The 7121-nt window shown below is 51.6% G+C and carries 6 protein-coding genes; all 6 read left to right on the forward strand.

The window, feature by feature from the left end:
• Window positions 1-50: 50 nt before the first annotated feature.
• The 6 genes from sufU to L692_RS0102365 all read left to right on the forward strand — a co-directional run bounded on the left by sufU (window position 51) and on the right by L692_RS0102365 (window position 7085).
• On the forward strand, window positions 51-485 hold the full coding sequence (gene sufU, locus L692_RS0102340) for a Fe-S cluster assembly sulfur transfer protein SufU (protein ID WP_025696851.1): 435 nt from the start codon (window positions 51-53) through the stop codon (window positions 483-485).
• 24 nt (window positions 486-509) lie between these two features.
• Window positions 510-1907 (forward strand): Fe-S cluster assembly protein SufB, encoded by a 1398-nt coding sequence (sufB, locus tag L692_RS0102345; RefSeq protein ID WP_025696853.1) that lies wholly within the window; start codon window positions 510-512, stop codon window positions 1905-1907.
• Window positions 1908-2036: 129 nt separating this feature from the next.
• A complete protein-coding gene (locus tag L692_RS0102350; RefSeq protein ID WP_025696855.1) occupies window positions 2037-2618 on the forward strand; it encodes a hypothetical protein in 582 nt (193 codons plus the stop codon).
• Window positions 2619-2748: 130 nt separating this feature from the next.
• Window positions 2749-3159 carry a VOC family protein gene (locus tag L692_RS0102355; RefSeq protein WP_025696857.1) on the forward strand — a complete coding sequence of 137 codons (411 nt, stop codon included), beginning with the start codon at window positions 2749-2751 and terminating at the stop codon, window positions 3157-3159.
• Window positions 3160-3465: 306 nt separating this feature from the next.
• Window positions 3466-5226: an ABC transporter ATP-binding protein gene (locus L692_RS27590; RefSeq protein WP_036721530.1), complete on the forward strand. Its 1761-nt coding sequence runs from the start codon at window positions 3466-3468 to the stop codon at window positions 5224-5226.
• Window positions 5227-5267: 41 nt separating this feature from the next.
• On the forward strand, window positions 5268-7085 hold the full coding sequence (locus tag L692_RS0102365; protein ID WP_036721532.1) for an ABC transporter ATP-binding protein: 1818 nt from the start codon (window positions 5268-5270) through the stop codon (window positions 7083-7085).
• Window positions 7086-7121 lie beyond the last annotated feature (36 nt).

The following is a 7121-nucleotide window of genomic DNA, read 5'->3' on the forward strand; positions in this document are numbered from 1 at the left end:
TATTGACCGGCTGGCCGTGGCATTAATCCGGACAAAGGAGTATTTCGCCGATGCAATTGGATGATTTGTACAGACGTGTCATTATGGATCATTATAAGAATCCCCGGAACCGCGGCTTGTTCGAGGATGACAGCATGAAGGTCGAATTGAACAATCCAACCTGCGGCGACCGTATTACCTTACAGCTTAAAGTGGAAGACGGAATTGTGAAGGAAGCCCGGTATGTCGGCGAAGGCTGCTCGATCAGCATGTCCTCCGCATCGATGATGACCGAAGTCGTTAAAGGGAAGACCGTAGAGAAGGCGCTGGATCTGGCCAGCCGATTCTCCGCACTGATGAAAGGCGAGGACGTGACGTTCGACGATTACGAGGATCTGGAGGCCCTTTCCGGCGTCAACAAATTTCCGGCCCGGATCAAGTGTGCGACACTGGCCTGGAATGCGCTGCGCAAGGGCATCGACGAGGAAGAGCGGCACCACCACTAAATAAACTGAAGGAGGCTTACCCCTATGGCCAAAAAAGCGCCTGAAATTGAAGAGTACAAATATGGTTTTCGGGACGAGCACAAGGCGGTATTTCAAACGGGTAAAGGGCTGACTCCGGAAATTGTCAAGGAAATCTCGGCGATCAAGAATGAGCCGGAGTGGATGCTGAACTTCCGTCTGAAATCGCTCGAACAATTCGGTAAAATGCCGCTGCCGCGCTGGGGCGGAAACCTTGACGAGCTTGATTTCGACGATATACAGTACTACGTGAGACCATCCGAGAAGCAGGGCAAGACCTGGGAAGAGGTTCCTTCCGAAATTAAGGAAACCTTCGATAAGCTCGGTATCCCCGAAGCGGAGCAAAAATTCCTTGCGGGTGTGTCGGCGCAGTACGAATCCGAGGTTGTCTATCATAGCATGCAGCAGGATCTTGAAGAGCAGGGCGTTATATTTACGGATACGGATACGGCTCTGCGCGAGCATCCAGAGATTTTCAAGGAGTACTTCGGCACCGTGATTCCTCCGACAGACAACAAGTTCGCTGCGCTGAACAGCGCCGTTTGGTCGGGCGGAAGCTTTATCTACGTTCCGAAGGGTGTGAAATGCGAAATTCCGCTGCAGGCTTACTTCCGCATCAACTCCGAGAACATGGGACAATTCGAAAGAACGCTGATCATTGCGGATGAGGACAGCTTTGTGCACTATGTGGAAGGCTGTACCGCTCCGGTCTACAGCACGAATTCGCTGCACAGCGCGGTCGTTGAAATCATCTGTAAAAAGAACGCGCGCGTCCGCTATACCACCATTCAGAACTGGGCACCGAACATCTACAACCTTGTTACCAAACGCGCAGTTGCGGAAGAAAACGCGACGATGGAATGGGTTGACGGCAACATCGGTTCCAAGCTGACGATGAAATACCCGGCAGTCGTTCTGAAAGGACGCGGAGCCAAAGGTTCCGTGCTCTCCATCGCGGTGGCCGGCAAAGGCCAGCACCAGGATGCCGGCGCCAAGATGATTCATCTGGCACCGGACACAACGTCGACTATCATTTCCAAGTCGATCAGCAAGCACGGCGGAAAGGTGACTTACCGCGGACTCGCTTCCTTCGGCCGCCAGGCGGAAGGCGCGAAGTCGAATATCAAATGCGATACGCTCATTATGGATAACGAATCTACTTCGGATACGATTCCTTATAATGAGATTATGAACGATAATATTACGCTGGAGCATGAAGCGACCGTCTCCAAGGTATCCGAGGAGCAGCTCTTCTACCTGATGAGCCGGGGCCTTACGGAAGCCGAAGCGACCCAGATGATCGTCATGGGCTTCATTGAGCCGTTCACCAAGGAGCTGCCAATGGAATACGCCGTCGAGATGAACCGTCTTATCAAGTTTGAGATGGAGGGAAGCATCGGCTAGTCTTGAACAATCAAGGCCGTCCGGCTTGCCTAACATGCAAATACGTGTCCGCAGCGGTCTTGACGCTTTTATGCCCAAGGCGCTCGGACACGTATTTTATTTTTTATATACAAGATTGGGAGGGGTCATATGAGCTTCGTGTCTGTTTTGGGCCGGAAGGACTTTTTATGCGTGATGAGCGATGGATTATTAATCGGGGAAAATAAGGAAACTTTGCAAGAAGATTATCAGCGGTTTATTAATATCGGGAATCAGGCTTTTATTGCTTTCGCAGGCAGCCAAGGGCCGTGTGAAGAGCTGTCGGTCCAAATGCTGCCCTACTTTGATGTGAAGACGGACTTTTCTGTCATCAATAATGCCTTGGCCGATTTTTTTAATTCGGATGATTTAAATGAACGCGGTGTAAAGGTTATGCTTGCTTTTGGCGGTATCAATCTGGAGGGCAACCTCGAGTTTTTCACGATGGATTCGGCAACGAGCCAAAGCGTGAGGTATCTCCCGGAAGGGGAGGACATCAAATTCTGTTTCTTGCGCGGCGGTGATTCGTTAGCCGATTTGAACATCAAGGAGAAAATGGTGGAGCTGCTGCAAACAACGGGTGCCAATACACCGACCGAATGCATTTCCGCGCAAAAATTGCTGAATGATTTTATTGCCGACCATGATGCCGAGGTGAATAAAAAAACCTCAAGAATGGTCATCAAGAAATAAGGAGTGAACGCCTCGCCCTCGCGGTGAGGCTTTTTATATTATAAACTAAAGTTGGGACTTGACGAGAACGTATGTTCTGTAATAATATGAATACAGAAACTCAAACTCAGGAATGAAAGGATGTTGAAGCATGGCCAGACTGACCCCATACCTTTTTTCGGAGGATGCAAGATCACAGGCTGCGTTTTATGCGGAGGCGCTCGGCGGAGAAATTCTGAGTGTCATGACATTCGCGGATGGCCCCGATCCGAATCCGGAGTACAAGGACAAGGTTATGCATCTGAGCTTCAAAGCGGCCGGTATTCCATTCTATATGTGTGATTCCTTGTGGACGATTGAGCGGGGAAATGGGCAGGCTCTATTGCTGGAATTCTCGACCCAAGAAGAGGCTTATGCGGCTTTTGATAAGCTTGCCGAAGGCGGCAAAGTCATCGACGCGTTGAAGCAGCAATTTTGGGGAGCGCATTTCGGCCAGCTTGAGGACAAGTACGGGGTAACGTGGCAAGTGATGACGGAGATGGAGATGCCTGAACCCTCCTGATTAATCCGAAGCGGCTGGGTATGGCAGCTTATAGTGAGAGGGATAACCATGAGCGTTTCCGGCAATGGGGACGCTTTTTATTTGCTTCAATTTTCTTGTAGAAGCGGGCATTTGTGAGAAAACGGAAGCATTCTATGAATCCAGGGATATATTTAGCCGGGATAATCGGTGATTTTGAGCGTATAACGTTAATTTTGGGTATTTTTCCGCTTTGCACCATTAATGCAGGAGTGATAAACTCCTTAAAGTCTCTAGAAATTGAAAGCGTTAAAGCTCGGAAACTTGTGAAAATAAAGGAGGAGAGACATGGATGTTCTCAGGCAGCTGCGGGTTTTTTACCGGGAGAGGCTGCATTTTCTGATTCTGTCGATTGTTTGTCTGGCGGCCGCTACAGCCGTCGGGCTGATTACCCCCAACCTGCTTCGAAAGTTGATTGACGATGTTATCTTGCCTATGAAATTTAGTGAAGTTCCCCTGCTTGCCTTGACCGTATTGGCGGTCGTATGCGTAAAAGCGTCTCTGCAGTTTGCGCACGGCTTCTTCGGAGGAAGACTCGGAAATTACCTGGCCTACAGTCTTCGAAACGCGTGTTATGAAAAACTTCAATTTTTGTCGTTCCGTTATTATGACACCGCCAAGACCGGCGATCTGATGTCCCGGCTGACCGGTGACCTGGAAGCGATCCGGCATTTTATCGGCTTCGGATTTGCGCAGCTGCTCAATGTATTCTTCATGGTGGTCTTCGGATCGATCATGATGTTCTCGCTGAATTGGCAGCTTACGCTCGTTACGCTGGTTACGATGCCGCTTCTGGCCGCGATAGCTTTTAAATTCGAATCCCGTATCCATCCCGCTTTTCAGGAGATGCGCCAGGCGCTCAGCGAGCTGACTACAACGGTTCAGGAGAACGTTACCGGTGTGCGGACGGTCAAATCTTTTGCCCGGGAGCCGTATGAGATCGAGAAATTCTCCGGGCGCAATGAGCGCTACAAGAACAATCAAATCTACGCCTCCGGCCTATGGAGCCGGTTCTTCCCGGCTATGGAGTTTCTGGCCTGCGCGTGCGTGGCGATTCTGCTTGGAGTGGGCGGAACGCTGGTCATCAACAAAGATATGACGCTTGGGGAACTTGTCGCTTTTTTCAGCCTGATCTGGTATATTATTGCGCCGGTATGGGGTCTGGGCTTTCATATTAACAACTATACGCAGTCCAAGGCTTCCGGAGAGAGAGTGCTGGAGGTGCTGAACCAGTGGATTGACGTGCAGGATAAACCCGACGCCACAGAGCTGAGCTCGTCCGAGGTCAAGGGGCATATCGTCTTTAACCATGTTACCTTTGCTTACGGAAACAAGCTGCCGGCTGTTGTGGACATTCATTTTGAAGCTAAACCGGGTTCGGTTATCGGTTTTCTGGGTGGAACCGGCTCGGGCAAATCAACCGTTATTCAGCTGCTGATGCGGGCTTATGATGTGGATGAAGGCAGCATCAGGCTTGACGGTACTGACATCAGGGAGCTGGGAGTGCGGAGCCTGAGATCGCAGATCGCCGCCGTATTCCAGGAAACCTTTCTGTTCTCTTCCTCCATCCGGGGGAATATCGCTTACGGGCTGAAAGAGGTGTCGATGGAAGAGGTCATTCGGGCGGCCAAACTGGCCAAGGCCCATGATTTTATTATGGAAATGCCGGAAGGCTATGACACCGTTGTGGGAGAGCGCGGCATGGGCCTCTCCGGGGGGCAGAAGCAGCGGATCGCCATCGCCAGAGCTTTGCTGAAGAATCCGCGGATATTGATTCTTGACGACGCCACCAGCGCGGTCGATATGGAAACAGAGCATGAAATCCAGACGGGCTTTCAGGAGGTTATGCGGGGCCGGACGACGCTCATTATCGCTCACCGGATATCCTCTCTCCGGCATGCCGATCAGATCCTTGTCATGGATGAAGGGAAAATTGTTCAGCAGGGCACCCATGAGGAGCTGATTGGCAGACCGGGGGCGTATCAGGATGTGTACCGGATTCAGTATGCCGATTATTTGGCGAAGGCCGCCGGAGGTGAAGACCAGTGAATCAAACAACGGCGAGTAGAAGTAAAGAAGCCCCGGCTTCGCTGAAACCGGAAACAGATATATCGGTGCATGAAAGATTTGTTTACAAGGACGACGATATTATCGACAAGGCTTTTGACTGGAAGCAGTTTACCAGGCTGTTCGGTTATATGAAGCCGTATACCAGGCAAATGCTGCCGCTTGTCCTGCTGATGATGGCGCTGGGGACGGTGACGAAGCTCATGGTCCCGTTTCTGACCAGTCTTGCAATCGACAAGGCGATTGCGCCCAAGAGCGGGAGTCCGAACCTGACGTTGCTGTATTTTCTCACGGCAGGCGTCCTCTTGCTGTATCTCGTGCAGTGGATTGCAGGCGTATTCCGCATCAAATATACGAATATGATCGGCCAACGGGTCATTTATGATCTGCGTTCCGACCTGTTCAAGCACATTCAGAAGCTGTCGTTCAACTTCTTCGACAAGCGTCCGGCAGGCTCGGTGCTGGTGCGAGTAACCAATGATATTAACTCTCTCCAGGATCTGTTCACGAACGGGGTCGTCAACTCGATTATCGATTGCGTGCAGCTTGCCGGGATTATCGTTATTTTATTGGCTCTGAACTGGAAGCTGGGCCTTGCCGTCATGCTCACTGTTCCGATTATGTTCCTGGTTTCGACCAAATATCGCCGGACGATCCGTATCGCCTGGCAGGAGGTGCGGATCAAAAATTCGCGGATTAACTCCCATTTGAACGAATCGATTCAGGGCATCCGGGTCACCCAGGCATACACCCAGGAACTGGAGAACATGAACTATTTCGATATGATGAACCGGGACAACAAGAGATCCTGGGATAAGGCATCGGCAATGAATCAGGGCTTTGGCCCGATTATAGAGGTGACGGGCGGCCTTGGAACGCTGGTTCTGTTCTGGCTTGGCGCGCATATGATCCAGACCGGGAATCTGACCGTCGGCGTACTCGTCGCTTTCAGCACATACGTGAGCAACTTCTGGGACCCGATCAACCGGCTTGGGCAGACCTACAATCAGCTGCTCGTAGCGATGGCCTCTTCGGAACGGATTTTTGAATATCTGGACGAAGAGCCGCTTGTACAGGACAAGCCGGGGGCCAGGCCAATGCCTACTATTCATGGGGACATTTCGTTTGAACAGGTTTATTTCGAATATGAAAAAGGCCGTGCCGCGCTGAAGGGAATTGATCTTGAAGTGTCGGCGGGACAATCAATCGCGCTTGTCGGCCATACTGGTTCGGGCAAAAGCACGATTATTAATCTGATTGGCCGCTTCTACGATATAACAGGAGGCAGGATTACCATAGACGGCCAGGATATCCGTGATGTTACGCTGAGCAGTCTCCGGAGCCAGATCGGCATCGTACTGCAGGACACGTTCATCTTCTCCGGAACGATCAGGGACAACATCCGTTTCGGGAGGCTGAACGCGAGCGATCTGGATGTGGAGGAAGCGGCCAGGGCGGTGGACGCCCATGATTTTATTATGAAGCTCCCGGACGGATACGAGACCGAGGTGGAAGAGCGCGGCAGCGCGCTGTCCATGGGGCAGCGGCAGCTGCTGTCTTTTGCCCGGGCGCTGCTGGCCGACCCGCGAATTCTGATTCTGGATGAAGCGACGGCGAGCATTGATACCGAAACGGAGCTGAAAATCCAGGAGGCGTTGAAGGTGCTGCTCCAGGGCCGTACTTCGTTTATCGTCGCCCACCGGCTGTCGACCATCCGCCATGCGGATCAAATCGTCGTTCTCGACCATGGAGAAATCAAGGAAATGGGAACTCACCAGGAATTGGCGGAGCAGCAAGGCATTTATCACGGTTTGATTGAAGCGCAGTTCCGCTTTCTGTAGCTTCGGCCCCGCCGCAAGCTTCGTTTGAAAGAGGCG

This window comes from Paenibacillus forsythiae T98 (genome assembly GCF_000520735.1).
GTDB classification, from domain to species: Bacteria; Bacillota; Bacilli; order Paenibacillales; family Paenibacillaceae; genus Paenibacillus_AQ; species Paenibacillus_AQ forsythiae.

Bases quoted from the DNA above. Each gene is read 5' to 3' on its own strand.
- L692_RS0102355 (WP_025696857.1), top strand. From the start codon at position 2,749: ATGGCCAGACTGACCCCATACCTTTTTTCGGAGGATGCAAGATCACAG.
- sufU (WP_025696851.1), top strand. From the start codon at position 51: ATGCAATTGGATGATTTGTACAGACGTGTCATTATGGATCATTATAAG.
- L692_RS0102350 (WP_025696855.1), top strand. From the start codon at position 2,037: ATGAGCTTCGTGTCTGTTTTGGGCCGGAAGGACTTTTTATGCGTGATG.
- L692_RS27590 (WP_036721530.1), top strand. From the start codon at position 3,466: ATGGATGTTCTCAGGCAGCTGCGGGTTTTTTACCGGGAGAGGCTGCAT.
- sufB (WP_025696853.1), top strand. From the start codon at position 510: ATGGCCAAAAAAGCGCCTGAAATTGAAGAGTACAAATATGGTTTTCGG.